The organism is Hymenobacter gelipurpurascens, assembly GCF_900187375.1.
Lineage (GTDB): Bacteria > Bacteroidota > Bacteroidia > Cytophagales > Hymenobacteraceae > Hymenobacter > Hymenobacter gelipurpurascens.
The window spans coordinates 1,056,033-1,081,568 of sequence record NZ_FYEW01000001.1 but is presented as its reverse complement, the minus strand read 5'-3'; the positions used below and the strand labels follow the sequence as shown (position 1 = coordinate 1,081,568).

26 protein-coding genes are annotated in these 25,536 nt (G+C 56.1%); 8 read left to right on the top strand and 18 right to left on the bottom strand.

Annotated elements, in window-relative coordinates; genetic code table 11:
* Positions 1-26: 26 nt before the first annotated feature.
* From CFT68_RS21905 to CFT68_RS04585, 4 genes are all read right to left on the bottom strand, one after another.
* The gene (locus CFT68_RS21905; protein ID WP_212590362.1) at positions 27-476 is read right to left on the bottom strand and encodes a rhodanese-like domain-containing protein; all 450 of its coding nucleotides are present in this window, start codon (positions 474-476) and stop codon (positions 27-29) included.
* Positions 477-590: 114 nt separating this feature from the next.
* Positions 591-2,738 (bottom strand): NAD-dependent DNA ligase LigA, encoded by a 2,148-nt coding sequence (gene ligA, locus CFT68_RS04595; RefSeq protein ID WP_088842229.1) that lies wholly within the window; start codon positions 2,736-2,738, stop codon positions 591-593.
* A 210-nt stretch (positions 2,739-2,948) separates the two neighbouring features.
* Positions 2,949-3,467: a DUF4920 domain-containing protein gene (locus CFT68_RS04590; protein WP_245815276.1), complete on the bottom strand. Its 519-nt coding sequence runs from the start codon at positions 3,465-3,467 to the stop codon at positions 2,949-2,951.
* Positions 3,468-3,494: 27 nt separating this feature from the next.
* On the bottom strand, positions 3,495-4,298 hold the full coding sequence (locus CFT68_RS04585) for a TapB family protein (RefSeq protein WP_141106446.1): 804 nt from the start codon (positions 4,296-4,298) through the stop codon (positions 3,495-3,497).
* Positions 4,299-4,587: 289 nt separating this feature from the next.
* Between CFT68_RS04585 and CFT68_RS04580 the strand changes: the two genes are divergently transcribed.
* The 4 genes from CFT68_RS04580 to CFT68_RS04565 all read left to right on the top strand — a co-directional run bounded on the left by CFT68_RS04580 (position 4,588) and on the right by CFT68_RS04565 (position 8,193).
* Positions 4,588-4,833 (top strand): hypothetical protein, encoded by a 246-nt coding sequence (locus CFT68_RS04580; RefSeq protein ID WP_088842227.1) that lies wholly within the window; start codon positions 4,588-4,590, stop codon positions 4,831-4,833.
* Positions 4,826-5,170, top strand: coding sequence for a hypothetical protein (locus CFT68_RS04575; RefSeq protein WP_088842226.1), 345 nt, complete (start codon positions 4,826-4,828; stop codon positions 5,168-5,170). The genes CFT68_RS04580 and CFT68_RS04575 overlap by 8 nt, the downstream gene beginning before the upstream one ends.
* Before the next feature lie 155 nt (positions 5,171-5,325).
* A complete protein-coding gene (locus CFT68_RS04570; RefSeq protein ID WP_088842225.1) occupies positions 5,326-5,970 on the top strand; it encodes a cytochrome c oxidase subunit 3 in 645 nt (214 codons plus the stop codon).
* Positions 5,971-6,171: 201 nt separating this feature from the next.
* On the top strand, positions 6,172-8,193 hold the full coding sequence (locus CFT68_RS04565; protein WP_088842224.1) for a M1 family aminopeptidase: 2,022 nt from the start codon (positions 6,172-6,174) through the stop codon (positions 8,191-8,193).
* 83 nt (positions 8,194-8,276) lie between these two features.
* On the opposite strand, the gene CFT68_RS04560 is transcribed toward CFT68_RS04565, so the two are convergent.
* Positions 8,277-8,909, bottom strand: coding sequence for a hypothetical protein (locus CFT68_RS04560; RefSeq protein WP_088842223.1), 633 nt, complete (start codon positions 8,907-8,909; stop codon positions 8,277-8,279).
* Between the two features lie 125 nt (positions 8,910-9,034).
* Here CFT68_RS04560 and CFT68_RS04555 point away from each other — a divergent pair, with 125 nt between their 5' ends.
* Entirely contained in the window at positions 9,035-9,496 is a 462-nt protein-coding gene (locus CFT68_RS04555; RefSeq protein WP_141106445.1) for a hypothetical protein, read from the top strand.
* Between the two features lie 19 nt (positions 9,497-9,515).
* Here CFT68_RS04555 and CFT68_RS04550 read toward each other — a convergent pair whose 3' ends face one another.
* The 3 genes from CFT68_RS04550 to CFT68_RS04540 all read right to left on the bottom strand — a co-directional run bounded on the left by CFT68_RS04550 (position 9,516) and on the right by CFT68_RS04540 (position 11,929).
* Positions 9,516-9,926 carry a DUF2147 domain-containing protein gene (locus CFT68_RS04550; RefSeq protein WP_245815275.1) on the bottom strand — a complete coding sequence of 137 codons (411 nt, stop codon included), beginning with the start codon at positions 9,924-9,926 and terminating at the stop codon, positions 9,516-9,518.
* A gap of 170 nt (positions 9,927-10,096) precedes the next feature.
* On the bottom strand, positions 10,097-10,537 hold the full coding sequence (locus tag CFT68_RS04545; RefSeq protein WP_088842221.1) for a DUF2147 domain-containing protein: 441 nt from the start codon (positions 10,535-10,537) through the stop codon (positions 10,097-10,099).
* A gap of 831 nt (positions 10,538-11,368) precedes the next feature.
* Complete coding sequence (locus CFT68_RS04540; protein WP_088842220.1) at positions 11,369-11,929, bottom strand: C40 family peptidase; 561 nt, start codon at positions 11,927-11,929, stop codon at positions 11,369-11,371.
* A 211-nt stretch (positions 11,930-12,140) separates the two neighbouring features.
* On the opposite strand from CFT68_RS04540, the gene CFT68_RS04535 reads away from it, so the two are divergent.
* Entirely contained in the window at positions 12,141-13,946 is a 1,806-nt protein-coding gene (locus CFT68_RS04535) for a M61 family metallopeptidase (RefSeq protein WP_245815274.1), read from the top strand.
* Between the two features lie 277 nt (positions 13,947-14,223).
* On the opposite strand, the gene CFT68_RS04525 is transcribed toward CFT68_RS04535, so the two are convergent.
* The 7 genes from CFT68_RS04525 to CFT68_RS04500 form a co-directional block, all read right to left on the bottom strand.
* On the bottom strand, positions 14,224-16,194 hold the full coding sequence (locus CFT68_RS04525) for a KUP/HAK/KT family potassium transporter (RefSeq protein ID WP_088842218.1): 1,971 nt from the start codon (positions 16,192-16,194) through the stop codon (positions 14,224-14,226).
* Between the two features lie 112 nt (positions 16,195-16,306).
* On the bottom strand, positions 16,307-16,939 hold the full coding sequence (locus CFT68_RS04520) for a hypothetical protein (RefSeq protein ID WP_141106444.1): 633 nt from the start codon (positions 16,937-16,939) through the stop codon (positions 16,307-16,309).
* A 90-nt stretch (positions 16,940-17,029) separates the two neighbouring features.
* Positions 17,030-17,659, bottom strand: coding sequence for an FKBP-type peptidyl-prolyl cis-trans isomerase (locus tag CFT68_RS04515; protein WP_088842216.1), 630 nt, complete (start codon positions 17,657-17,659; stop codon positions 17,030-17,032).
* A 372-nt stretch (positions 17,660-18,031) separates the two neighbouring features.
* A complete protein-coding gene (locus CFT68_RS21770; RefSeq protein WP_170934694.1) occupies positions 18,032-18,169 on the bottom strand; it encodes a hypothetical protein in 138 nt (45 codons plus the stop codon).
* 165 nt (positions 18,170-18,334) lie between these two features.
* Positions 18,335-18,754, bottom strand: coding sequence for a response regulator (locus tag CFT68_RS04505; protein WP_088842214.1), 420 nt, complete (start codon positions 18,752-18,754; stop codon positions 18,335-18,337).
* Between the two features lie 386 nt (positions 18,755-19,140).
* Positions 19,141-19,368, bottom strand: coding sequence for a hypothetical protein (locus CFT68_RS21465; RefSeq protein WP_141106443.1), 228 nt, complete (start codon positions 19,366-19,368; stop codon positions 19,141-19,143).
* Positions 19,369-19,605: 237 nt separating this feature from the next.
* The gene (locus CFT68_RS04500; protein ID WP_088842213.1) at positions 19,606-20,610 is read right to left on the bottom strand and encodes an alpha/beta hydrolase; all 1,005 of its coding nucleotides are present in this window, start codon (positions 20,608-20,610) and stop codon (positions 19,606-19,608) included.
* A gap of 463 nt (positions 20,611-21,073) precedes the next feature.
* Here CFT68_RS04500 and CFT68_RS04495 point away from each other — a divergent pair, with 463 nt between their 5' ends.
* Together CFT68_RS04495 and CFT68_RS04490 are read left to right on the top strand one after the other, a co-directional pair.
* Entirely contained in the window at positions 21,074-21,841 is a 768-nt protein-coding gene (locus CFT68_RS04495; protein WP_088842212.1) for a ferritin-like domain-containing protein, read from the top strand.
* Positions 21,842-21,885: 44 nt separating this feature from the next.
* Positions 21,886-22,779: a ferritin-like domain-containing protein gene (locus CFT68_RS04490; protein WP_088842211.1), complete on the top strand. Its 894-nt coding sequence runs from the start codon at positions 21,886-21,888 to the stop codon at positions 22,777-22,779.
* A gap of 158 nt (positions 22,780-22,937) precedes the next feature.
* Here the strand turns inward: CFT68_RS04490 and CFT68_RS04485 are convergent, their stop codons facing one another.
* The 3 genes from CFT68_RS04485 to CFT68_RS21460 form a co-directional block, all read right to left on the bottom strand.
* Entirely contained in the window at positions 22,938-23,765 is an 828-nt protein-coding gene (locus CFT68_RS04485) for a polysaccharide deacetylase family protein (protein ID WP_088842210.1), read from the bottom strand.
* A gap of 104 nt (positions 23,766-23,869) precedes the next feature.
* The gene (locus CFT68_RS04480) at positions 23,870-24,937 is read right to left on the bottom strand and encodes an OmpA family protein (protein ID WP_170934693.1); all 1,068 of its coding nucleotides are present in this window, start codon (positions 24,935-24,937) and stop codon (positions 23,870-23,872) included.
* Between the two features lie 267 nt (positions 24,938-25,204).
* Positions 25,205-25,414 carry a transposase gene (locus tag CFT68_RS21460; protein ID WP_141106442.1) on the bottom strand — a complete coding sequence of 70 codons (210 nt, stop codon included), beginning with the start codon at positions 25,412-25,414 and terminating at the stop codon, positions 25,205-25,207.
* Between the last annotated feature and the right edge of the window lie 122 nt (positions 25,415-25,536).

The window sequence follows — 25,536 nt, the reverse complement described above, 5'->3', positions numbered from 1 at the left end:
AAAAAGCTGATCAAGTGAGCTTGCCTTTATTCGGTAGGCAGCTGGGCTTCTTTCAACGTCTGGAAAGCACCGGCATTCACGACATTCTTGAAGCCTTTTCCTTGTAGCAAAAGAGCTGCCTTGCTGCTGCGGTTGCCAGAAGCACAGTACAATACATATGTTTTCTTAGAATCTAGCAAGGCCGCACGAGACGCAAAATCGGGGGAGCGAAAGTCTAGGTTTTGGGCGTTGCGGAGGTGGCCAGTGGCATATTCCTCGGGAGTGCGAACATCGAGCAGGACGACCTCGGGCTGTGTCAGCGCCTTCTTAACCTCATCAACGGGCACAATAGGCACGGCTGGCGGCGTAGTGGCCGGCGCACCCTGGACGACAGCGCCAGCAGTAGGAGCAGGCTTGGGTGTGGGCTGCGTTTGGGCGTGCACGGAGCAGGTGGCACCCAGGAGCAAGGCAGTAGCCAGAGTTATGTAGCGGAGCATGGGAGTCTTAGGAAAAGAAAAGTGATCTAAATAGAGCAAAGCAACCTTCTCTTTGCGAGAGTGGCCTAGACGATGGGTTGCACCATTCTTCGCAAGCGAAAAAGAACCGTGGGACTAAAACAACGAGCCTTGCTGACCTTGGCCAGTAACAGGTTTGGCTGGCAAAGAAGTTTCGGGGGAGAAATCCTCGGATGGGAGAGTGGTGCTGGTGCTTTCCTCCTCTGCGGCCACTGGGGCATTTGTTTCAGTGGGCAGCATGGCCATTAAATCGGCTTCCGAAATGATGGGCACTTTCAGCTCGGTCGCCTTTTCGCGTTTAGCGGGGCCCATTTTGTCGCCGGCCACCAGGTAGCTGAGCTTCTTGCTGATGCTGCCTGTTACCTTGCCGCCGTGTTGCTGGATAAGCTGCTGCAGGTCCTCGCGGCTATGCTGCTCAAACACCCCCGAAAGCACAAACGTCAGTCCCGCTAGCCGGTCGCTGACGGCTTGGGGCGCCTCGCCTGTGAGGGCCAACTGCACTCCGGCAGCCCGTAGGCCACTCACCAGGGCCAGGTTATCGTCTTCCTGAAACCACGCGGCTAACGACTCAGCAATGACGCCGCCAACTTCCGGCACGGCGGCCAGTTCGGTAGCAGTTGCTGCGCTGATTGCCTCCATGGAGCGGTAATGAGCCGCCAGTTTTTCGGCCACCGTTTCGCCTACATATCGAATGCCTAGGCCAAATAACACCCGGTCGAAGGGGACCTGCTTGCTTTCCTCTAGGCCAGTGAGGAGGCGCTGCACCGATTTTTCGCCCATGCGGTCCAGCTGGGCCAGCTCCGCGGCTTTAGCGGGCAGCGCATAGAGGCTGGCCGCGTCTGTTACCAGTCCCAGATCAAAGAAGCGGCCCACTGTTTCTGCTCCCAGGCCATCAATGTTCATGGCTTTGCGCGAGACGAAGTGCTCCAGCCGGGCCTTGCGCTGGGGTGGGCAGCCCCGGTCGTTGGGGCACCGGAAGTGGGCTTCGCCTTCTGGCCGAATAAGTGGGGTGCCGCATGCCGGGCACGCAGTTGGGTACTTAATCGGTTCACTATCTGCGGGGCGGGCGCTACCATCAACCCCCGTAATTTTAGGAATGATTTCGCCGCCTTTCTCCACGAAAACCATATCGCCGAGGCGTAAATCGAGGGCGGCAATCTGGTTGGCATTGTGCACGGAGGCGCGCTTCACTACAGTGCCGGCCAGCGGTACAGGGTCGAGGAGGGCAACGGGCGTAACGGCTCCGGTCCGGCCCACCTGGTACCTGATTTCGCGCAGGCGGGTGCGGGCCGCTTCTGCGGGGTACTTGTAGGCAATGGCCCAACGAGGGCTTTTGGCGGTAAACCCAAGGATTTCCTGCTGCTGAAAATCATCGACTTTCACCACAATACCATCGGTAGCGACGGGCAGGGTAAAGCGTTTTTTGTCCCACTCGTGCACAAAATCCAGTACATCCTGCAATGAGTGGCAACGACGCCAGGTGTCGGAAACGGGTAGGCCCCATGCCTGCAACGCCTCCAGCGAAGCACTATGCGTAGGGAAAGTGCCGCGGCCAGCCGTAAGGAACGAATAGGCATAGAAGCGCAGGCGGCGGGCAGCCACCAAAGCCGAATCCTGAAGCTTGAGGGCGCCGCTGGCAGCATTGCGCGGGTTAGCCAGCAGCTGTTCGCCGTTGGCTTCGCGCTCCGCATTCAGGTCGGCAAATACAGGCAGGGGCATAAATATCTCCCCGCGTACTTCAAAATCGGAGGGCTGGTTGGGAGTTGGGCGCAGGTGCAGGGGCAGGTTCTTGATGGTGCGCACGTTGCTGGTCACCACGTCGCCGCGGGTGCCGTCGCCGCGCGTTACGCCCTGGGTCAGCTGGCCATCCTGGTAAGTGAGGCTCATGGCTACCCCGTCGAACTTCAGCTCGCACACGTAGGCCACTTCGGCCCCTTCCAGGCCGCGGCGGACGCGCTCATCAAACTCCCGCAGGTCAGCCTCAGAGTACGTGTTGCCGAGGCTGAGCATGGGAAAGCGGTGCTCCGCCGTTGGAAACTGCTTGGTGATGGTGCCACCCACGCGCTGGGTGGGGGAGTTCGGATGAGCAAATTGCGGATATTCTTTCTCCAGACGCGCCAGATCGGCCAGCATCTGATCGAATTCCTGATCGGGTATCTCAGAAAGGTCGCGCTGGTAATACTGGTGGTTGAGGTAGTGCAGGCGCTCGGTAAGGGTGGTTATCTGCTGCTGAATATCGGTCATGGAAAAGGAGGCTTGGGTAACTCAGAGGCGTACGCCATGGGCAACAGGTGGCCTAGCGCCAATGGTTTTGCAAGCTACGAATTGAGCGGGTGTCCGTTTCAACTGTGCAGCTTAGGAAAGCTCGCGTAGGCCACTCAAGGCTAAATGCCAGCGCAATAAAAAAGCCCTGACGCAAGGCCAGAGCTTTTCTTATTTTTATTTCCTGCTGTATTACTCAACTACCAGTACGCCATCGGCCTCAAAGGTCAGCTGCTGTTCCGGCTGCGTGATGGCGGCCACTTCCTGCTTCGACTTGCCGGCATCCTGGGCATAATGCTGCAGATCCTGCACCGGAATGGTTTCGCGGTGTGCCCACCCGTTGAGTACCACCTGTTTGCCGGCTATGTCTTTGGGCACGAAGAAAGCGTAATCCTTGAACCGGACGCGCATATCCTGGCCTGTAGGCGTCTTAATGGTCAGCCAGCACCCTTTAGCTTGGCACACCGCATCGGCTGTCCCGATGAGCTTGATCTGCGCAGAGTCCTTATCGGCTAGCACTTGCTGCAGCGTGGCAATAGGCTGAGCACCAGCTGCCGTAATAGCCGTGCCGTAGGTGTTGCCCGTGAGCGTAACGGCAGGGGCAGAGGGTTCCTGTACTACGGCCGTATTAGATTTGGACTGGCAGGCACCCAAGCCAAGCAGCAGGGCAGACAGCAGCAACGTTTTAGGTAGCATAGCAGAACGGTTCATCAGGTGATTGGAAGTGTCAAATTACAACTATTTGACCTTGGTTTTCTCTTTGTATTTCTCCGGCGCCGCGGTTTGCTCTGAAGCAGAATTACGGGCCATGAGCAGGCGTACCTGCTCCAGCTTGCCCTTTTTATCATACACCTCGGTTTTAACGAGGCCTACCGCCGGCGAGTAGAAATCGACTACGCGTTGTTTGGTGCGGATAACCATGTCGGCGCGGGCTACAGTAGCGCTTTCCAGCTCGGCTTCTACTTTGTAGCACTGGAAGGTGCCAGCCGGGGTGGTAACGGGCGCTAGGCCACCTACCACTCGGCGGTTTTGCACCTTGGCGTATACCTTCGCAATATCCACCGCTGAGCTGCTTACTTGTACCGTTATGCCGCCTGAGGGCAGCTGTGTACCAACTGTGGCTTGGTTGGGCCAGGGTACAGGGGTGGGTGAATACACAAAAATCCGGTCTCGGAAAGAGGCCAGTTTGTCGGGGTTCAGCTCGCTGGTTCCGTCCGTAAAGCTTGTGTCCTGGCGGCACCGAAACGTGAGGTCCTGTAGGTTAAGAAGCTTGTTTTTGGCATCATAGCGGCCACTTTTCAGCAGCGCCGTGCCCGTCGTGATGGTTTGTTTTTTGTTCTGCTCCGAGTCCAGCTTCACTACTCGATTGCGGATGAACCCCGTCGTTTTGCCCTTGGCATCCTGCAACTGATACACAGTTTCCATGCCGTGCTGCAGCCCAAACGGATGAGCTGTATCGGGGGCTGAGGCGACGGACAGGGTTAGTGCCGAGGCAGCCATGTGCGTGCCGGCCAAGAGGAGTAGGAGCGGAAGTCGGGTCATACGTAACAACGGGTAGGAAGTAGGTCCTGCTGGCAGCATACGCAGGTTTTGGCCTTTGGATTTTGTCCTGAACATCTGATTTTGTGTCAGGCGCTAGCAGAACAGTATCAAGGTAGCTGCAAATGACTTGCCAGCCTTGGAAGAAGGGTGTATTTCGGGGGCTCATGTAACTTGCTTCGATGCCCGCCGTTGGTGCAACGGGACGCCATTGGCTGGGGCCTAGGCCACTTCCAGCGGGCATCAGAAGCCTTTTCGTTGTTTATTGCACCACATTTACCTCCTTTGCCTTATGCCTGATTCCACCCAACAACCTTCCTCCTGGGCCGATACGGCCGCCTCGTTGCTCTCCAAGCTTTCGGGCGGCGTAGAGCTGGCCCTGAATTTCGACCAGATGGAGCTGCAAATGCCCAACCCGCAGAATCCTGGCGCACCTACCACCTGGCGCCTGAATGGGGCCCTGCGCATCCGGACCCGCGGCGAAAACCCTTCCTCGTCGGATGCTTTGCCACCTGCAACGCCCAATTCCCTTGGCTAAGGGGCTGGAAATAGACGCGCAGCTGGTCATTACCCTCGATGGCGACGACATCAAGATTGCAGGTGTCGGGTCCTACCTCATCGTGAACTTCCCCAGCCAGCGGGTATTCGATAAAATCACGAGCGGCCCTCCCAAAGACCCCAACGCGCCTAAAAAGCCGAAGGACCCGAATGCCCCTGACCCCCTGCAGCAGCTCAATGACCTGGCGTTGCGGCTGGGCCTGGTGCTGGATATGCGCGTGGCCAACAAAACGCACGTCACGTTCGGTACAGGAAGTTCGGCCAAAATTTCGTTGAATGCAGTTCTGGGCAAAATCGGGTCTTTCTTTCGGGGGTAGGCCAGGGGCTAACTCGCTAAAAATGAGGTAGCCTTCCGTAGGTTTTTACGTATCTTGCTGGTAGGCCCTCAACTGCCTCCACTACCTTCGTGGGCTGGAACTAATGGGCTTTAGATTGGTTTGATTAACCTCTACGCAGCCCATTTTTTCGTCTGATGAATTCTGATAAAGAACACAAGGATAAGGTTGGGGCCGGGCGGCCCGCTTCCGCGCTACAGCGCATGGAACGGATGCCGGTTCTACTGATGATGCTCTACCTGGGCCTGATTGGTGTTACGGTGCTTTTTGTAGTGCTGCTAGTGGCTTACGCCCGGTTGCGGTACTCCAATTCTGCTCCCATCGGCCTGTATCCGTTTCCGCGCTATTTTTCCTTGAGCACCATCGTATTGCTCATCAGCAGCTATACCATCAGCCAGGCCAAGCGCTTGTATCAGCAGGATGATGTGCAGACGTTGGTGCGGTGCCTAGCTGCTACTTTGCTGCTCAGCAGTGTTTTCGCAGGACTGCAGGTGTTGGGGTGGCGGGAACTTCGCACCCAGGGTGTACTAGTGGATGGCGTGGCCAGCGGCACTTTTGTGTACCTGATTTCGGGGCTGCACGTGGTACACCTTCTGGGCGGTATGCTGTTTCTGCTGGCGCTGCTGCTGCGCACCATGCACGCCGCCCGCGATGGTGTTCGGACCTTGGTCTTCATCCGAAACCCCTACCGCCGTCTCCAACTCCACATGATAACCGTGTACTGGCATTTTATTGATGTGCTTTGGGTGGTGCTGTTTGCCGCTTTCCTGTTTCTGTACTAAGCCTCTGGTGCTTTATGGCAGACTATACCGGCCTCGGATTTCGCTAAGATTCCGGGGCCGGTTTTTTATTGGGCATTGCGCTGCCCCGCTTTCAACCGCTCTGCTTCCTCAACCAACCTTTGCCCACGTTTGAGCATCAGTACCACGACAGCTGTCTGCCTGCGTACCTTGCCGGCCCCACTACTTCTTAGTCCTTACTATATGCGTCGTATTTTATACTCTTTCTGGAGCGCCTGTTTATTGCTAGGCCACTCCGCTATGGCCCAGGTGCCCAGCTACCAGGCCCGCCCCGCTGATATAGAAGGGGCGGCAGATGGCTGCGCCCAGGCGCGCATTAGCAACGCCAGCCAAGTGGCCTACGCCAGCCTCAACCACCGGCAGAAAATGGCGCTCTACGATGTGAGTTTCTACAAGCTCGATCTGAGCCTCGAAAATACCTCCCGCAACGTGGGTGGCGCCGTGCGCATCAAAGCCCGGGCCCTGGCGTCCGGCCTCGATTCGCTGGCTTTCGAGCTGTACCCTACGTACACCATCGACTCCATTGTGGTAGATGGGCGCAAAAGCCCCGGACTGCGCCGTGCCGCCGGCGACGTTACGGCTGCTTTGCCCCAGGCTGTGGCTCCCAATACCTTTTTCAATGCGCTCATTTACTACCGCGGTACCGCGCCTAACAGCAACTCCGCTGCCATAGGCAATGCCCTGAACACCGTGGCTGATGGCGGTTTTAAGGTCAATACCACCTGGAGCCTGTCGGAGCCCTACAATGCGTATGAATGGTGGCCCTGCAAGCAGGTGCTGACCGACAAAGCGGATTCCTCGGAAGTATGGGTGACGACCTCCGCCACCAACAAAGTAGGCTCCAATGGTTTGTTGATGGGCGTTTCGCCCCAGCCAGCCGGCAAAGTTCGCTACGAATGGAAATCCAGGTATCCGATTGATTATTACCTGATTTCGGTGGCTGTGGCGCCCTACATAGAATACATCAACTACGCCAATCCCGTGGGCGGCCCCCGCATCCCGATTGTCAACTACGTTTATAACCAGGCGGCCCTGAATGCTTACCGCACGGAAATAGACCGCACACCAGGTTTTCTGGAGAACTACTCCCGCCTCGTAGGCCTGTATCCATTTGCCAGCGAGAAGTATGGGCACAGCATGGCCCCCATCGGTGCAAACAGTGGCATGGAGCACCAGACCATGACCACGCAAAGTAGTTTCACCTTTACCCTCACGGCGCATGAGCTGTTCCACCAGTGGTTCGGCGACAACGTAACCTGCGGGGCCTGGGAAGATATCTGGCTTAATGAAGGCTTTGCTTCTTATGGCGAGTATATCTCGCTCGGCCAGTTCTCGTCGGCAGATGCTGCGCGGCAATGGATGAACACGGCACAGAATACGGCCATGTTGTTGCCGGGAGGAAGCGTGTTTGTATCGGATACAAGTAACGTCAACCGGATTTTCGACTCCCGCCTGAGCTATAAAAAGGCCGCCACTATCATTCATATGTTGCGCTACCTGCTCCAGGATGATGAGAAATTCTTCCGGGCGCTGCGCACCTATCAGACCACGTACGCCGGCCGTACCGCCCGTACCCGCGACTTGCAGCGCATTTTCGAGGCCGAAGCCGGGGAGCCGTTGCAGTATTTCTTTGATCAATGGTTCCGGGGCCAGGGCTACCCCACCTTTGCGCTGCGTTGGAACCAGGTGGGCCAAAAGGTGTATCTGCAATCCACCCAGACCGCCTCTATGCCCACCATTACTTCCTTCTTCAAAACGGATATTGACGTACAGCTGCAGTTTACCGATGGAACGTCGCGCATTGTACGCTTTCGGCAAGACCAGCCCACAACCGCCATGGCTCTCTCGGATACTCGGGTAGTGCAGTCCATTTCGGTTGATCCAGCACAATGGATCCTTAAGAACCTGGGCCCCATCACCCGCGATAATGGCTTGGTATTGTCCAGCCGCTCGGCGAAGATGGCCAGCACCTTGAGCGTCTTCCCGAACCCTTGCCGAAATGAGCTGAAGCTGACTGATTTTTCGTCGGTGCGGGCCCAGGCGGAGGTGCTGGATGCTACGGGTCGCGTGGTGCTGCGGCAATCGGTGGCGGGTGCCGCTCCTACGGTCGATACCCGTACACTGGCCCCCGGTCTTTACCACCTGCGCCTCATTAGTCCCGACGGCACGGTATCCCACGCTCGATTTGTGCGGGCCGCTGAGTAGCAGAGTGGCCTAGAACATCAACGGCGCGCTTCCTCACTGCAGGAAGCGCGCCGTTGATGTTCTAGGCCACTCTAGAAAAAGGCTTATTTGCGGGCATATTTCTTGATGAGCTTCTGCACCGCTGGTGGGGCCGAAGGCATGTCGAAAATGGCCTCCAGCATCTCATCAAATGTCTGCGCCGGCGTGAAAATGTCGTTGTCGTAGGGGTTACTGAACAGGCGTAGGAAACCGGGCTGTCCATTGATGCTCACCAAGTCTACCATGATATTGCCGAAGCGCTGGTTGCAGCGGCCGGTTTCGGTGCAGTCGCGGGGCTGGGGCTTCAGGAAGTGCTTGTAGGTGGTTTCAGTGTAGGTGGGGTGCTGTAGACTGCGCTGATCGGAAGTGGCCAGGTTATAGCCTAGCGCCAGCACCCGGTCGCGGATGAAATCCAGCAGGTGGCGGAAGTTGCCGGGGCCAATGCTGGGGTCGTAGAAAAACAACGCACCCTGGCGGCCGTCTTCGCGTAGGAGCTGCACCCGAAATTGTGGGTTGGGTAGGCCTGCCTTCTGGTAATGGTAGGCTTTGTAAAACGGACCCATCCAGTTCAGATACACCTGGTCTTCAATCCATTGCTGCCGAATGCGCTCTTCGGCGGCACTGCGCCGCAGAGGCTGCCACTCAGCAGATGGAGCGGAAGTAGAAGCAGAAAAAAGGTGTTTCAGGAAAGGTAGCAAGAGCAGGGGAGTTTCAGGAGTAACATAAGGCGGGGTAAATAGTTTCTTAGCATACTGCAGCCTTTGCCTGAAAAATCGGGTCTTTTGTGGTCCCACTATCGCTAGTTCTTGTCACTGTTCGCATCATGTCAACGACTACCACTACTCTAAAACAACAGCTAATGGCTGAGTGCCGCCGCATTCAGCAGGAAAAAGTAGATAATGCCCGCCAGGCCATGCTGGAGGTGCAGGAAAGCGCCCAGGACACGGAGTCGGCGGAGGAAGCCACGGAATCGTTTCGGGAGGTATGCCACCGCCAGCGCGACCTGTTTGCGCGCCAGCTGGATGAGGCCCTGACTGGCCTACAGGTGCTGCGCAAAGTGTCGGAAGCGCGCCCACTCAATAACCAGCCCGGTCTGGGCTCGGTTGTCATCACCGACTCGCAGCGGTTTTATGTGTCGCTTAGCCTTGGCGAAATTGAGGTAGACGGGCAGCCGTATTTTGCGCTGTCGGCTTTCTCGCCGCTGTACCAGGCTATGGCCCAGTCGCACCCCGGCGACACGTTTACGTTTCGCGGCAAGTCGTACCAGATCAAGGAAATCCTGTAAAGCGGGCTAGGGAAGTGGCCTAGTGCACCCTCGTCCAGTAGTGGGAGCGGCCAATGAACGAGAAGCCGATATAGCCTTTCACTTCGAGCCGGTTTTTGCTGAGCACGCGCAGGTAGCAGGAGTAGGTACGGCCATTGCGCGGGTCGTAGATTTCGCCGTCTTCCCAGCGGTCATCGTCGGCATCATAGAGCAAGCCCTGCAGAATACGCTTGTTTAGCAGGGGCTGCTTGCGTTTGGAGGAATCTGGATTGCGCGTATCCAGCACGGGAGTGGTGGCTGTGCTGTCTCCCGCCGGGCGCAACCATACGAGCTTGCCGCAGAGCTCCTGGGGGCCGCAGGAATAGATTTCCACGCGCGAATCGCCGGCATCGTCCACCCAAACTCCCACGGGCGTCACCGACTGGCCTAGACCAGCTTGTGGAGCCTTCATGCTAAGGAGCGCGCTGAGCGTGCCGAAAATCCAGGTCTTTGCCATCGTCATACGCATGGGTCAGGAGGTGCGCCACCCCACGTACATCGTGGTAGCCGAGAGTAAGAAACAAAAAAAGCGACGCTTCTGAATAGAAGCGTCGCCTGAAACTGCGTGATGGCTGCCGGGGGCTACTTGATGCGGGTCCAGATCTGCGACTCACCAATCAGGGAGAAGCCGATATAGCCTTTTACCTCCATGGTGTTCTGCTTCAGCATTTTGATGTAGCAGGAGTAGGTTTTGCCGTTCTGGGGCTTGTAGATTTTGCCATCATCCCACTTGTTGTCTTCGTCATATTCAAAGTTGCGCATGAAAACCAGGCCTACCAACGGACGGTTGCGCACTTTGGGGTCGGGGTTTTGCGCATCCAGCTTGGGTTTGCCCGTTTTAGGGTCGTTGGGCTCGGTGAGGCTGATGATTTTGCCGCACAGCTTGTTGCCACACTGGTAGATTTCAAACTGAGCCTTTTTTTCGCCGTCAGTCCAAACGCCCAAGGGCGAAAGGCTTTGAGCGGAAGCCGCTCCGACAACACCTAGCAACAGGGTGAGACAGAAGAACAGAATTTTTTTCATGAGAGTGGGAAAGAGTATTGGGTTTGCGGGAAAAAGATAGAACAAAAACAGCTAAGTACCAGCTTAAGCTCGGCAGTGTTTCTGGGTACCCGTAAAGGCAAGTTTGAGGCCAGAGACCAGAATGAATAATTTATACTCGCTAGGATAAATTAAACCAGCTGATGATCAGCTATATGAGGGGAAAGCAAGGCTGAGGCCTTAAATAATGGGGTTTTTATTTTGAACCATCCGGTGGGCTTTTAACTTTACTAACTGTAGCGAGTGCTACAGCCCCCGCCTAGCGGCCCTAAGGTGCTGGGAAGCGAAGCCCGGGTTATGTCGGATCTAAAGAAAGGAGGTACAAAATGTCTAGTAGTCCCAAACAAATCCTGCCAAGCCTGTCGAATGTAGTCCGCTTCACCGCCGGACGCGCTTAACAACAGCTTTCGCGCGGAACTCGCTCCTATTTGAGATGTTCCCGCATTCTGGCAAGGTCTTACAACTTAAGTGGATGATGGGGCTGTACCCCAGACTCATCGCTTGGTAAGATTTGAAGGATTAGATGCCCGGTTCGCCCAGCAGCCTCCCAGAGGTTCTGCATAGGCGGTCCGGGCATCGCTTTTTTATAAAAATTAGGAAGTGGAGAGTGGCCTAGAAAGTGTCATTGCGAGGACAAAGGACGAAGCAATCTTTCCTTTGCCGTTGCACGAGCCGTTGACCAATGCAAAAGCCCTTACTTCCGCGTCGGAGATAGGCCAGGAGTTAGGGCAACTGGAAGGAAAGATTACTTCGCTCCGCTCGCAATGACAGAACCGCTAGGCTAGTCGAACGGCAAATTCACCATGTCACTGCTTAGAGCACGCGGCGCACTTGCATAAAGCGGCGCTCATAATCGGTGCCTTCTACCTGACTGACTTTGACGCCCGACTCGCGGCGGGCCGAGGAGGAGTGCACAAACTTCAGAGGCTCGCCGGGGTTGGAAATAACGATGCCCGCGTGGCCTGGGGTGGTAGAAGTAGTGGCGGTACCCGTGAACACGACTATATCGCCGCGCCGGGCCTCCGTACGCGGCACCGCCTGGCCAATACTGATGAGCAGGGCAGTGGAGTGAGGTACCGGGATTTTGTAGCGGGCAAACACGTAGTTCACGAAGCCCGAACAGTCGAAACCCGTTTCGGGAGTGCTGCCGGCGTAGCAGTAGTTGGTGCCCAGCTGGCGCATGGCAAACGCTACCACGCTATCGGCGCGGGCTAGGGGGCGCTTCGTGACTACGTAGGCCACCTGCTTGGCCGCAACGGGTGGCGCGGTGCTAGTGGCGGCGAGGGAAGTTGGAGCCGAATGCAGGCTTACCCACGCTAAACGGCCGAGAAGCAGCGTCGCCAAAGTCAGAAATACAAACCAGACGTAACGCATAAGTTAGGGGTGGCAGGAGCCAGGATTTGCTTCCGTAACGGGCGGGGCACGGTTGAGGTTCCGCTCCTGGCCTAGGCCAGGGGTACGTAAGGCGGCGCAAATTTCGGGCTAGGCTTGCAGCCTCCGGCTGTTTTCCCCGTTCTTTGGCGGCCCGGCCGTGGTATTCTAGGCCAGTCATCCGTTTCTCCATCCTTCAATCTTTCCCAGAAACATGCTTCATTCCCGTATCCGCCTCCTGCTGGCGGCGGCGCTGGTGTTGCTGCTGAGCCAGTACACCCCGGCGGCAGCGGCTTCGCCCTCGTTGCGCTACACCTTATCGATGCCAGCGCCGCAAACCCACTACTTTGAGGTGGAAATGACGCTCGGTGGTTTCAGCAAAGCCTATACCGACCTGAAAATGCCCGTGTGGGCGCCCGGCTCTTACCTGGTTCGGGAGTTTGCCAAAAACGTAGAGGGCTTCCAGGCTTCTGCAGGCAGCGAAAAGCTGCGCACCGAAAAGGTGAGCAAGAACACCTGGCGTGTGTACCACGCCAAAGGCAAGGACTTCAAGGTAAACTACCGCGTGTATGCCTTCGAGCTAAGTGTGCGCACCAGCTTTATTGATGCGGCCCACGGCTACCTCAACGGCAGCAGCGTGTTCATGTACCCGGCCGATGCCAAGCAGCTGGCCAGCACCCTGGAAGTGAAACCCGCCCAGGGCTGGACGCAGGTGAGCACTAGCCTGAAACCGGCCGGTGGCACGTTCACGTTCACCTCCTCCAATTATGACGAGCTGGCCGATTCTCCCATCGAAATCGGCAATCAGAAAATTTACACCTTCACGGCCTATGGCACGCCGCATACCGTGGCCATGTTCGGCGACCCGAAAGTAGATGAAACCCGCCTCACGCGCGACATGCAGCGCGTATGCGAGGAAGCCCAGCGCGTGGTGGGCCAGAATCCCCTGGACCGTTACACCTTCATTGTGCACAATATTGACCGGGGTACGGGTGGCCTAGAGCACCTGTTCTCCACTACGCTGTCGGTGTCGCGCAATGCGTATTCATCGGAGGCGGGCTGGAAGGGCTTCCTGGGCCTAGTGGCGCACGAGTATTTCCACCTCTGGAACGTGAAGCGTATCCGCCCGATTGCGCTGGGTCCGTTTGACTATGACAACGAGAACTACACGCACATGCTGTGGGTTAGCGAAGGCGGCACCGAATATTTCTCCAACCTGATTACGCAGCGCGCCGGCTTCCTGTCACCCGATGAGTACCTCGGCGACCTGAGCAACGGCATCAACCGCGTAGAAAACACACCCGGTAATAAGCAGCAGTCGGCCGCCGAGTCGAGCTACGATGCCTGGATCAAGTACTACCGTCCCAACGAAAACTCTTCGAATACCGGCATCAGCTATTATGATAAAGGCGAAGTAATTGGAGCAGTATTGGACCTGATGATCATTCAGGTAACCAAAGGCCAGAAGCACCTCGATGATGTGATGCGCTACCTCTACGACCAGTATTACAAAAAGCTGGGCCGGGGCTTTACGGATGAGGAATATCAGGATGCCGTGGCCAAAGTAGCCGGCCGCCGCTTCGATGATTTCTTCCGTCGCTATGTATATGGCACCGAAACGCTGCCCTACGAAACCGCTCTGGGGTATGCCGGCCTGAAGCTGAACGTGACGCCCGCACCTGCTACCGATGTGGCGCTGGGCGCCACCGTTAGCTCGGCAGGTGGTAAGCAAACCGTATCGAGCGTGGCGCGCAACGGAAGTGCCTGGCAAGGCGGCCTTAGTGTAGGCGACGAAATTCTGGCCATTGACGACGTGCGGGTAAACGACGACCCCAATAAGCTGCTGGCAAACCGCGCCGTGGGCTCCACCGTGAAACTGCTGGTTTCCCGCGACGGCCAAACTAAGGAAATTGCTTTGCCACTGCTGGCAAACCCCGCAAGCCGCTACCGCATTGAGCGACAAACCAGCCCTACTGCGGAGCAGCAAACCGTATTCAATAAATGGTTGCCCGTGCGTTAATTCCTTCGGACTAATCAACCAACAAAAAGGCCCTGTGCAGTACTGCACAGGGCCTTTTTGTTGGTTGCCGAAGTGGCCTACAGCAGAAGACCCTTCGTAATGTCGGCCACCTCTATGCGGCCCCAACCCAAGCTGCTGCTGGTGCTACCGATGTGGCGCCAACCGGGCTCGGCTCAGGGCCAACCAGAGGCATTGGTACATAAAAACGCCCTGCTACTAGGTAGCAGGGCGTTTACTGAAAAGCTGACATTCCGGGTATTTCCGGAGGTTGGCGAGGTTAGCTGATACGCTTCAGCGCAACGTCGCGGACGGGGGTAATAACCAGCGGCACCTTTTCTACTTTCACCGAGCTGGTATCCAAGCCGAAGTACTTGTCTTCCGACGCAATGAACTGCTTGATGTAGAAGTATGCCTGCATAACGAGCTTCTCAATGAGCGGAAATTCGTTTTCAACCGACAGGAATTTTTCCAGCACTACAAAGCGGAAGTCACCGGTTACGTGCTGCTTGCTCAAGGATTCGTAGCGGGAGGTGATATCTACCTCTTTGTTGCGCACCAGGTCTTCCACCACTTTGCGGAAGTACAGGTTGATGCGCTGCTCCACCCGGAAACCCAGCCGGAACGTGATGCGGAAGGCATCGTCGGGGGCCAGCTCCGTTACCTTGTATTCCATGGTATACGGCTCGTCGGTGGTGTCTACGTGCACAAACCAGTAGATATCGGCGCGCTTCGGGCGCTTCTGGAATATGGAGTAGATGATTTTCGATTCTATTTCCGTGGCGCGTTCAGCAGAGCTCATGAACACGAGGTGCGTGGCATACTTGGAAACCGTTTCGTCGTCAGAGAGCTGCTTGAGCGCATCCATGTAGGGCTCAATCTTCACAAATTCCGTGAGGCGGCGCTTGATGTAGTAAGCCCGCAGCCACACGTACATCACGGCCATAAGCGCTGCCCCAATAGCCAGGGACACCCAGCCTCCGTGCGGGAACTTGATGAGGTTGGCAATCAGGAAAGAGCCCTCAATAGCACCATACACCAGCACAAACAGCACAATAGCTGCCATCGGTACTTTCTTCGAGCGCAGCCACATAGTCAGGAGCAGCGTGGTCATGAGCATAGTAAGCGTGATGGCCAGACCGTAGGCCGCTTCCATGTTTTCGGAGCGCTGGAAGTACAGCACCACGCCAATACAGCCGATGAGCAGCAGCCGGTTCATGCTGGGCACATAGAGCTGACCTTTCACATCGGTGGGGTAGTTGAGCTTCACTTTGGGCCACATATTCAGGCGGATAGCCTCAGCCACCAGCGTAAACGAGCCCGTGATGAGGGCCTGCGAGGCAATGATGGCCGCAATGGTGGCAATACCGATACCAATGAGCAGAAACCATTCCGGCATCAGCTCATAGAACGGGTTGCGGCCTTTGAGCATTTCGCCCTGGTGGGTAATCAGCCAGGCGCCCTGGCCCATGTAGTTGAGGACCAACGCGGTTTTTACAAAGATCCAGCTGATGCGGATGTTGCCTTTGCCGCAGTGGCCTAGGTCGGAATACAATGCCTCGGCCCCGGTGGTGCACAGGAACACAGCGCCCAACAGCCAGAAACCACCGGGGTAGTTCACCAGCAGATCGTAGGCATAGTAGGGATTGAGGGCCTTCAGAATTTGGGGGTGTTGGGCAATCCAGGAACCGCCCAGGACGCCCAGCATCGAAAACCAGACCATCATAATCGGTCCGAAGGCCTTGCCTACAATCTGGGTTCCAAAGCTCTGCAGCAGGAATAAAGCCATCAGAATGCCAATGACAATTGGCACAGTCGGGATATGCGGGTACACCGCTTCCAGGCCCTCGATAGCAGAGGAAACCGAAATAGGAGGCGTGATGACCCCATCGGCCAGCAGCGCCGAGCCCCCAATAATGGCCGGAATGGTTAGCCAAGCCGCCCGCCGCCGCACCAGAGCATAAAGCGAGAAAATGCCGCCTTCCCCGTTGTTATCGGCATTGAGCGTGAGCAGAACGTACTTGATGGTGGTCTGGAGCGTGAGCGTCCAGAAAACGCAGGAAATACCGCCGTACACCAGATGCGGATCAATCTGCCCAGGGTTCACCGACTGCGACTGAATGATGGATTTCATCACGTACAGGGGCGACGTTCCAATATCCCCGTAGATAATACCGAGGGCAATAAGCAAGCCGGCCGTTGACACCGCAGTATGCGGGTGTTTGGCGTCTAGCTGATGTTTTGCGTCCATGAGAGGAGTGAAAAGGAAATAGCGTGTGGTAAAGCGGCGCCAAAGGTAGTTGTTGTCGCTTAAGGAGCCTGCGCTACAACAGCAGAACTACCGGCAAGTGAAGAGAAGTGGCCTAGAAGCCATCCTCAGTGGTGGGTAGCGAACCAGGAGCCGCCGGAGGCCAGGTAGCCCGCTGCATCCAATAGGTAGTACTGGCGGCGGCCTCATCGTGGCGCTGCCGGATGCGGCGGTTGGCCTCGGCGGCTAGCTGCTGCCAGCTGCGGGCCGCGCCAGGCAGAGCAAAGTAGGCCACCTCGCGGCCCGGCCGATGCAGGCGCCAGCGGTTGGAGCCGCGGGCTCCAAAGGCCAGCAGAAGCGCCCCGGCCGCCATACCCGCCGCCGCAGGAATGGTGCGGAGCCAGTTTTGCAGAAACGCGAGCATAAAGCCGGCCAGCGTAAAACCGCCCAGCAGAAACCACAACAGCCAGCGCACCGGCTGCACATCTACGGCCTCCAGCTCGCGCCACCCTACAGTTTGTCCATCCACTTCCAGCGCCTCGTTGGTCAGGGCCATCCGCCCGTCTTCGCTGCGCACCAGCGGAAACACTTCGGGGGCAGGTGGGGGGAGTAGCTGAAACCCAAGTTCCGGAATGGAAGAGGATGCGGCAGTTCCCGCTAGGCCAGGTAACGTGCTTAGTGAAGGCATGTCATTTCCAGGTTGCTCCTCGGGAGCAGCATCTGGCAGGAGGGGAGGCGTATCGGGCATAACGAAAGAGGCCCCGCCGCCTAGTAAGCCCGGTACCATGTACATGGTGCCAGCAGCTCTGGGGCAGCGGGGCCTTCAACCGAAGGGTGCTTAGTTGTTAACTTTCAGCAGTTCCACGTCGAAAATCAACGCGGTGTCGGGACCGATGTCGCGGCCGGCGCCACGGCGTCCGTAGGCCAGGTCCGACGGGATGTATAGGCGCCACTTCGAGCCTTCGGGCATCAGCTGCAGGGCTTCTGTCCAGCCAGCAATAACCTGGTTTACACCGAAGGTAGCGGGCTGGCCGCGCTGGTAGGAACTGTCGAACACCGTACCGTTTATGAGCGTGCCGTGGTAGTGGGTAGTTACTGAGGAACTGGGGCCGGCCTTTTTGCCGGTGCCTTCCGTCAGGACTTCGTACTGTAGGCCACTTGGCAGTGTAGTGATGCCCTGCTTGCTCTTGTTTTCGGCCAGGAAAGCTTCGCCTTCTGCTTTGTTGTTCATAGAATTAGAGTCTTGTGGTTCATCTTGGTCCTCGCCGCCACCCAACTGCTCCTGCAGTTGCTGCATGGCGGCCTGCATCTGCTCGGGGTTGAGACGGCTTGGCTCACCACCCATGGCTTCTTTCATGCTCTGGGCAAAGGTATCAACATCAATGTCGAGGCCTTGTTGGGCGAAGTTGCGGGCCATATCGCGCCCGATGATGTAGCTGATCTGCTCTTTCAGGCTGGTCAGATTCATAAATCACTACTATTGCGCTGCTTACTGAAGCCGTTGTCAGAAAATATTCCTGTCAATCTGCTTCATTTTCAGCGGGTGAAAAGGAAAACCGGTGAGCCCACTGTAGGCCACCGTTGGCGTGAAGTACCGAAAACCGGCCCGAATGGATACGGTTTTTTTGTGGGCTTCGGCTAACAGTCTGAGGCTGAAAGCTAGATTATTACCCAGTACGGAAAATTCAGCCCAAAGTGAGGCAAAATCCAGGAAACTCCTACTGCCCGCCCGCAAAAGCCCGTAAGCCCGGCTGGCCAGATCAGTGAAGTGGCCTAGCATAAAAACAACGGACCCTGCCGAGGGCAGGGTCCGGGCTGATAAGAACAAAGCGCAAACGGCTTAGCAGAAATGCAGCTCTTCTTCGTCGCGAAGGTCAAAAAACAGGTTCAGGTCGCGCACTTGGGCGGCTAGGTAGCTTAAAGATCCCAGGCCACCTAGAAAGAGTAGCGAGGAAACAGCAGCAGCGCTCTTTTTCATGGTATTAATGTATGTTGATGCAAATCAGTTTATTGAATGCAAAGGTAATACGGACGCGTGACGAAATTGTTATGCAAGCATCATTTATTTGCTTCCTGAATAGTTCGGCTTCCTCTTGAAAAGCACGGTTGCCACCTAGGCCAGTTGAAAACGCAGTTGGCGTAATTACGCGGGCAGCTGGCGCGCGAAATGCTCCTGCAGAACTGAGTCGATGTGCTCCCGGCTAAGGGGCTTACTCAGAAAACCAGATACGGGTAACTGCGAAATGCGCTGCATGTCAACTGGATGCAACGAGGTGGTAAGAATCACTATGATAATGCTGTGTTGCTGGGCCAGCGGAAGCTGCAGGTAGGCTTCCATAAACTCAAACCCATTCATCACCGGCATCTTGATGTCCAGAAAGATCAGGACCGGACAGCTGGGCGTGGCGTGGTGGCAGGTGTTCGTGAGGATGTCAAGCGCCTCTTGGCCGTTGTGGGCAACCAGTATTCTATCAGAAATGGCTAAACGCTCCAGCAACTTTCGGTTGAGGTAATTGGTCGTCTGATCATCATCGACCAGCATGGTACAGGTTAGCTTTTGCATTCTCACTACTAAATGGCCGGCGTAATACAGCCCAACGGATAGCCCAAAACGGCTAGTTAGGGAGATGAACGAAATAACGGAAGCCATGGCCGACCCACCTTCAAATTTCTAGGCCGCTTCCGGCATTCGCCCCGTCCGCTACAGCCTGTACCGAGCTAAGCCACAGCCCGCTACATACAAGGCTGTAGCTGCCGCAGGATGAAAATATACGCATTGGTTAGGGCTCAGGTAAGAACTGTAGAGTGGGCAAAGCAGCCGGTAGTAGCTGCTGGGAGGCACATAAAAAAGCCCCGATCTGCTGACCGGGGCAACTAGGGTACCTCACAAAATGTGAGAGCTGTTATAAGGCGAGAGGGGTACTAACCTCATTGCTCACAAAATAGGGCTTAGGCGGGCACGTATTGCTGTGCTGCCTGCAACAGGGCATCGGCACTCCAGTCGGTGCGCTGGGCCAGCAGCTGCTCGCACTGTCGTTGCAGATATACCTCCTGTGCCAGCCCCAGGTGCTTGTGCTGCTCGTAGTACTCCACCAAGAGTTGAGCAAGTAAAATAGCGGCAGTATTGAGTTGGCCCCTGTTTAAAGCAGAACGAAAAGAAGCTTCGGTTGAGAGCATAAGGGAGAAGGAAAAATGCACCTTTCTCCCAAAAGCAACAAACATACCACTTGGCTTAGCTGGCTAGTTGCCTAGGGTAGGGAATGTAGTCTATGTATTTGATGAGTAGGGATTTATTTTAATTTTAGCTATTGCCAGAAGTTAATTTTGTAATCGGGAATGAGCAAGGGAGTGGCCTAGCAGTGCATCGGTTTGCTGGCATGCCGCGCTAAGCGGGCAGGTTTACTTTCAAGTAGTTCAGTTGGGGCCGAAGACCTTGCGCAAAAACTTAACCGTGTAGTCCAGCGTGGGCTCAAACCACGGGTTAAACAGCGGAAACGGATGTGGAGCATCCGAAAACTGCTGTACTTCATAATAGACGCCGAGCTTGCTCAGTTCGCGGGCCATGTCGTCGCGGCCAGCGTGCATACGCGCTACACTGCTGTTGATGAACAGAGTAGGGGGCGTTTGGGGGCCTACATATGTTAAGGCCGACGCCTGTTGCCACAACTCCGGATGCACGGTTTTGGCGCTCCCAAACCAGTACGTAGCGGCCGAGGTGTTCTTGCTATCATCTCCCTCGCCTGACTCCGGATGCAGAAAGGCCAGAATGCCATCCACATCCACAATGGCCTGTACGCTGCTGCTATGGGTGGGGTAGCACTGATTATCCTCGAAAAGCGGGCCGCCATTAGTTGTGCCCACCAGCGCCGCGAGTTGCCCACCTGCCGAAAATCCCCAGACGGCAATACGCGTCGTGTCGATGGCATAAGCGCTGGCATTGGCCCGCATCCACCGGATGGCCGCCTTTAGGTCTAGCACGGCTGCTGGGTATTGTGCCTCCGTAGAAAGTCGGTACTCTGCTGTAACGGCCACGAAGCCTTGCGCGGCCAGCTGCTGGGCCATTGGTACGTGCTGACTTCGGTCGCCGGAACGCCACCCGCCGCCGTGCACCAGCAACACCGCTGGCAGGCGCTGCTTGCGCTTTGCTTTGGGGTAAAACACATCCAGCATCAGGCCGTGCGCACCGCGGGTGCAGTAAACAAGGTCGTTTTTGCTCCTGACCCTGCGCGGAACCGGCGGCCGCGCAATACTGATAGCTGGGTTCTGCTTTTTGGCCTTGGTATAGGCGCTATAAGTCGTGAAGGAAGTGTCTCGGGCTATGGCAGGCTGCTGTGCCGAAGCGGGCTGTGCCAACTTCAGAAGCACCAACAGGAGAATGATAAAACGGAAGTGGCCTAGAGGTATTTGGGTGGAGCACATAACGGAAAGTCAGACAAGAGCACAAGGCGCAACCCCTAAGCTACTAGAAAGACTTTTTCTTGACTGGCCTACGCCTTCCGTTTCCTTAATGCCGCATCACTATTAATAGGATATACTAACTGATTTGAGAGTTGGGAATATAGGACAATGTCTTGTCGAGTTGTGCTTAATGCCGACGCAGGTTAAGCCCAATATTATAGTGACTGACTTCAAAATGATTGGTTAGCCTACTGATGGTTTGAGTAGAAGTGTCGCTAAGTAGTCTCCACTTAAATCTTGCGGCTCTGAATCTATAGTATGAGTAGAAGTAAAGTGCAGTTATGTAATAATTTATGCAATTAATGGCGCTGTAAATGCACACTTGCACAAGGAGTTGTGTAGAATTTAGACACAGTAAATCCAATTTGAATCAGACCTTCGTAGCTGAAATAAGTATTCTTTTTCACGCTTAAATCCTACATATATGTCAGAGATTTTTGAAGAAGGTTCTGCAGCTGCATTAGCTGAGAACAGGTCTGGTTCGCCGCTGAAGCGCCGATCTTTTTTGCGTTTTACCGGGGCCGGAGTAGTGTTAACAGGCCTGATGTTGGCTGGCTGCGATGACAACCAGCTGGACAAGGAGCTAAGCGAGGCTGCCAGCAGCGACAGCAAAGAGGACAACAACCGTGTGGTAAATGTGGGAAGCGGCGACTTTGGCATCCTGAACTTTGCGTACGCGCTCGAGCAGTTGGAAGCCGCCTTCTATGCCCAAGTGTTGAAGGGAGGGTATTATGCCTCTGCCTCAGAGGCAGAAAGACTGGTTTTCAAAGACATCGAAGCGCACGAGCGCATTCATCGGGATTTCTTCAAGGCGGGCATTGCGGCTAACGGTGGCACCCCCATTGAGGACTTGGAGCCCGATTTTTCCAGTATCAACTTTGGAAGCCGCAGTAGTGTACTCAGTGCTGCCAAAGCATTCGAAGACCTAGGGGTGGCGGCCTACAACGGCGCCGGACCTCTCATCAGCAACCCGGTGTATCTGGGATTGGCTGGTAAAGTAGTATCCGTAGAAGCCCGCCACGCCGCCTTAATCCGCGACCTGATTCAGTACGGCACCTTCGTAACGGCCGAAGTAGTGGACCAAAGCACTGGCCTGGAGAAGTCACTGCGACCTGCGCAGGTAGCCGCTATGGCTAACAAGTACCTCAAGCCAGGTTCTAAAATCAATGTCAGCAAGCTGCCCCGCGACTAGGGTAGGCATTTCTTTCTGTTCTCGTATCGTCAAAAGTCCTACCCATGAATATTTTAAATCTGATTACTGAAATCGAGCGTGTTGACCCCGAGGTGTATGAACGCCTCGATCAGCGGCGGCAGATGTTTCAGCACTTTGCGGGCTTCGGCAAAAAACTCGCTGCAGCGGCCGTGCCACTGGCTCTGGGTGGCATATTCCAAAAGGCCTATGGCCAGTCAGGGGGGCTCAGTGAGCAAATTAAGTTTGTGCTCAACTTCGCACTCAAGCTCGAATACCTGGAGTATTACTTCTACCAAATGGGCCTCGATGCTCCGGGCTTACTCACGGGGCAGTTACGCAATTCTGTTACTACGATCCGCAATGATGAGCGCAACCACGTGAATTTCCTGCGCAGCGTGCTAGGGAGCTCCGCCATTCCGGACCCTGGCGCTGGCGCGTTCGATTATACAGGCGCAAAAGGTGGTGCCCGCGCTCCTCTGTTTCCGGATGTATTTACCAATGCCGGTACTTTCCTGGCCGTAGCGCAAGCCTTTGAAGATACCGGCGTGCGGGCCTACAAAGGCGGTGCCCCGCTGCTCATCAGCAACAACACTATTCTGGAAGCCGCCCTGAATATTCACTCAGTAGAAGCCCGCCACGCCTCCCATATCCGGACGGTGCGCCGGGGTGGTCCGCAGGGAATACCAGGCCCCCTGACCTCCAAGCCCAAAAGCTGGATATCCGGCGACGATAACGGCGGTCCGGCGCCCCTATATACGGCGCCCGTTTACGGTCCTGGCATGCCCGCTGCTACTTACCCGAGTGAGGCCAACGTGACGCAGGCCGGCGTAAATCTGGTAACCGTCTTCGGCGTGACAATGGCTGAAGCTTCAGAGGCCTTTGATGAACCTCTGGACCCCAATACGGTACTGGCCATTGCTGGCAACTTCATTAAGTAGCGGAGTACTAAGTTAAAAAAGCGTACTGCCTCACCAGAGGGCAGTACGCTTTTTTAGGTAGCTAAAGGACAACGGGAGTGGCCTAGAGCTCAGGTACATTCGCCAACTGTCTGGCTCCGGACAACGTGCTTGCTTGTAGGTCAGAGCAGTTGGGGTGTTTACCCTTTGGCTTTGCCCGCGGCAGAGCTAGCCTGAGCCGACTTGATCTTTTCGGCAACTTCTACCATGGGGGCCACCCAAATGTCCTTCTCATGGGCCTTTAAGTAGCGCAGCAGCTGCCGATGCGCTTTCAGATCCACATTAAGCCCGTGGCCGCCACCCACACCATGAAATAGGAACACCACCAGCGTGTGGGATTGTTGGGCTTGCTTCACCAGATCAATCAGGTAGTCGCCGGATTGGCCATTGATCATGTAGCTATCAATGTTCGTGAGGTCTACTTGGGCGGCGGTTTGTAGGCCACCCATTACACCGCGGGCCGCCACGAAATCGTTCTGAAGCTGGTCGTAGAATTTTACTCCCCCGATCTGCAGGTCTCCGCAGGGGTACGCAAAAGTGCGCGCCGTCTTGCCATCAATGGCGTTGAGCAGCACGTTATTAGCCCTTATTTCACTTACGGCCCGGCTTACCGTGTACTTGCTCAGGTCGTTGTCGGGCGTTACGAAGGTGCGGCCGGGCAGGCTGCCGTCGCAGGGGTGCATTAGGGCGTGGTTCCCGAGCTCGTGTCCACGCTGGGCGGCACGGCGCCATTCCGGCAGCCGCTTGGCTACTACCGGTGAGGAGCCAATCAGGTAAAACGTGCCGCGCAGCTTCAGGGAGTCGAGGGCCGGAATGGCGTTATCGAGGTCTACATCAATGGCGTCGTCGTAGGTCAGTACTACCGCGCACTGCTTGTTATTCCAGAGGCTGGAGGTTTGGGCGAGGCTGGCAGAGTGGCCTAGCAGGCCAATGGCCGCAGCTAGCGCACAGGTTCGGAAAACGCGCATCGGGGTGCTATGAGGAGTAGAGTAAGAGACGATGTGGATAGGCCTAGGCCACAGAATTGAGGTACTGAATTCTGCTCTAGCAAGGACAGAGTATGATTCGAAAGCTACTTTATGTCTTCCACTTCTACCCGCCGGTTGCGGGCATCGGGCGAGGGATACAAGGGCCGAGCATCGCCGTAACCAATGGTGCTGATGCGCTCAGCGGGAATGCCGGCCTTCACAAGATAGTTTTTCACCGCTTCGGCCCGCTGTTCTGATAAGACTTGATTTTTTTCTGGCTCCCCAATCTTATCAGTGTGGCCGGCCACTCGCACTTTCAGCGTAGGCCGGTTCCTGAGCTCCGTTGCCAACTGATCCAGGACCGGAATGCCTTCGGGCAGCAAATCGGGGGTGCCTAGCTTGAACAATACGTTGGGTAGCACCACGGGCGCAGGCGCCAGAATAGGCGCTGGGGCCGGCCGGGCAGTATCGGGTGGGAGCGGAGCCGGAATGGGCACCACTGGTTTTAGTTTGGCCGGTGGAGCAGCGCCCGTAACCCGAATGGTAATAGGCACCACGGCGCTTTGGCGAGTAGGGTAGTAGCCCTGAGTCAGGTAGAAGGTAGTGGTTTTGGTGAGCTTGGTGCGATACGTATTGCCCGTATTTACGGGCTGCTTCAGGCTTGCATCGGCATACCAGAGCACATTGCGCCCCGAAACCCGAAGAGTGGTTTCGATAGCTGCCGGCACCGTAGCCGCCGATTTCAGCCTGACGCGGTAAAAGGTAAACGTACCGACATCGCAGTCGCCTACGGGCTCGTATGTGGCGTGGCCGGTCAGCTTTTCCAGCGCAGGGTCGTAGGTGAACCTAATGAAACCTTCGCACCAATAAGAGAAGGGCGTGCGGCCGGTTTCGCTGAGCTTTTGCTGATGCTCCAGGCGCAGGGAGTTGCCCGTTTGCGTGCCCTTTACCTGAAACGTGACCGTGATGAACGGCTGGCCACCCACCTCCTGGTAAAGTACACCAAACATACCCGCACTGCCGCTTTTCTGGAGCCGTAGTTCAGCCGGCCAAGTAGCGCCCCGCTCGCCTGTATCGGTTTCAACACCCTGCCAAATGCCCGCCAGGGATTGAGCTCGTACCTGCCCCGTCATCAGCAGGGCTAAAATGCCATACCAAATGCTGCCTTTCATTATACTAAGTAAGGCTAGTTTGTCAGATAGTAGCAAGACTGAGCCTCTGGATATAAATTGCCAGGAAGGGTCGGTAATCATCCACAAGAAAAGAGCCGTAGCCCATTAACCGCGGAAATAGTTCTACTGGCATGCTGCCGTTTCTCGTAGATGATCAGCTCGACGGTTCTGCTTTGCAGCCGAAGTCAGTCTGATGCAACGAAAATAAGATAAGACGAATTCTACAGCTTTGTTATAGCGGATTCATGAACGGTGTACGTGATAAACCTAGTGATTGAACCAGGCTTTGGCGTCTATGCTGCTGATCCAGTCAATGGCGGTTTGTAGCGCCGCCCCCAGCGCTTCCCCGGTGCGCGCCTGGGCCTGGCTCAGCTTGATTTGGAGTTTGCTCCAGGCCTGCTCGACTGGCGTGAAGTCAGGCCAATAAGGCGGCAGGAACAACACTTCCACGCCGCGTTGGGCCAACTCTTGCGGCAACCCGGCCAGCTAGTGGACCGGCAAGTTGTCGAGCACCTGCACGTCGCCACGCCGCAACTGCGGGGCGACGTGCAGGATGTAGAGGGCAAAGCGGTAAGGGCCCTTTCCAACAGTGCACGGCT